This is a genomic window from Streptomyces sp. NPDC020845, from assembly GCF_044334165.1.
GTDB lineage: Bacteria > Actinomycetota > Actinomycetes > Streptomycetales > Streptomycetaceae > Streptomyces.
The window spans coordinates 1-1,345 of sequence record NZ_JBIRSJ010000085.1; the positions used below are offsets into that span (position 1 = coordinate 1).

1 protein-coding gene is annotated in these 1,345 nt (G+C 70.0%); it reads right to left on the reverse strand.

Annotation, left to right across the window (positions count from 1 at the left end; genetic code table 11):
- Positions 1-1,345: IS1182 family transposase (locus ACH4U7_RS53180; RefSeq protein ID WP_398534944.1), on the reverse strand; the 1,345-nt coding region annotated here is incomplete at both ends.

The following is a 1,345-nucleotide window of genomic DNA, read 5'->3' on the forward strand; positions in this document are numbered from 1 at the left end:
CAGGGGGGTTCCGGTCCACCAGGCGTCGAGGCGGTAGAGGTTGAGGGCGGCTGCGGTCAGGACCTGGGCCAGTGAGGTTTTGGCGAGGCCGCGGTAGCGAGTGCGCCGGGCACCGGTGCGCCGTACCGCCTGCGAGATGCTGCCCTCCACCCCGGCCCTGGTGTGGTACCGCTTCTTCCATTCCTCGGTCTGCTGTTCTGCCCGACGTTGTTGGAGGAGTTCGTGCTCTTCGCGCGGGAGCAGTGTCAGGACGCGGTAGGCGGCCGTGGTGCAGGCGTCCTTGGCCGGGCAGCTGGTGCATCCGGCCCGGGAGAAGTCGATGTGGACGCGGGGTTCGCCGCCGATGACGGTGTCACTCCAGCGGGTGCTGACCCGGCCCTGCGGGCAGGTAACCTGCCGGGTCTGCCAGTCGATGCGGAAGTCGGTGGCGGCGTAGCCGCTGCCCTGCAGGGCCGGTCGGCCGCCGGCCTGCTTGACCGGCCCGATGACCTCGACGCCCAGTGCACGAGCCTGGAGGATGATCTTCGCGCTGGTGTAACCGCCGTCCACGTAGTGTTCGGCCGGCTTCAGGCCCCGCTCGGTCAAGGTCTGGTGGACGGTGGCGGTGAGCTGGTGGTCGTCCGTCGTGGCCGGTGTGGTGGCCGTGCACGTGATCAGGTGGGGGAGGTCGTCGTCGCAGCTCTCGGTGAGATGGGTCTTGTAGCCGTCCCAGGCGGATCCCCTCTTCACCCCGCAGCGCGCGTCCCCATCGTGCGGGGAGACGATGCGCGCCGCTCCCGGAGGACGTTGCTTGTGTCCGCGCCAGCGCACCCCGCGGGCGTCGCGCTGGTACTCCTGGGCCCACACAGAGCGCAGGAGCACGACCGCCTCGAGGCCGCAGAGGTGGGCGGGGGCCGTGGGATCGTCGAGAGAATCGAGGAGTTCATAGCCGTCGCCCCCGACATTCTCGGCGAACGCGGTGCGCTCGGCCTCTCCCTTGGGCAGCCGGTAGGAGTCGGCGCGCTGCCGGTAGCGTGCGAGCCAGTCCGCGTTGACCGCGTCGGTGCCGGCCAGCCAGGCGGGAGCGGCCACCGCCAGAGCCTCCAGGGCGCAGCGCATGGTCTCGGTGACGAACTCCAGCCGGTTCAGATCACGGATGCAGGCGATGACATGGGTGGAGTCGGTGCGGGCCCGGCCGCCGGCCCGCAGCAGACCCCGCTCGTTGCACTGCGCGAGGATGGCGTCCAGGATCTGCTGTTCCAGGCCGTGGGCGATCAGCCGGTCACGGAACTCGCTGAGCACCGAGAAATCAAAGCCAGGATCGGTCAGTTGGAGGCCGAGGGCGTATTTCCAGTCGATCCGGCCG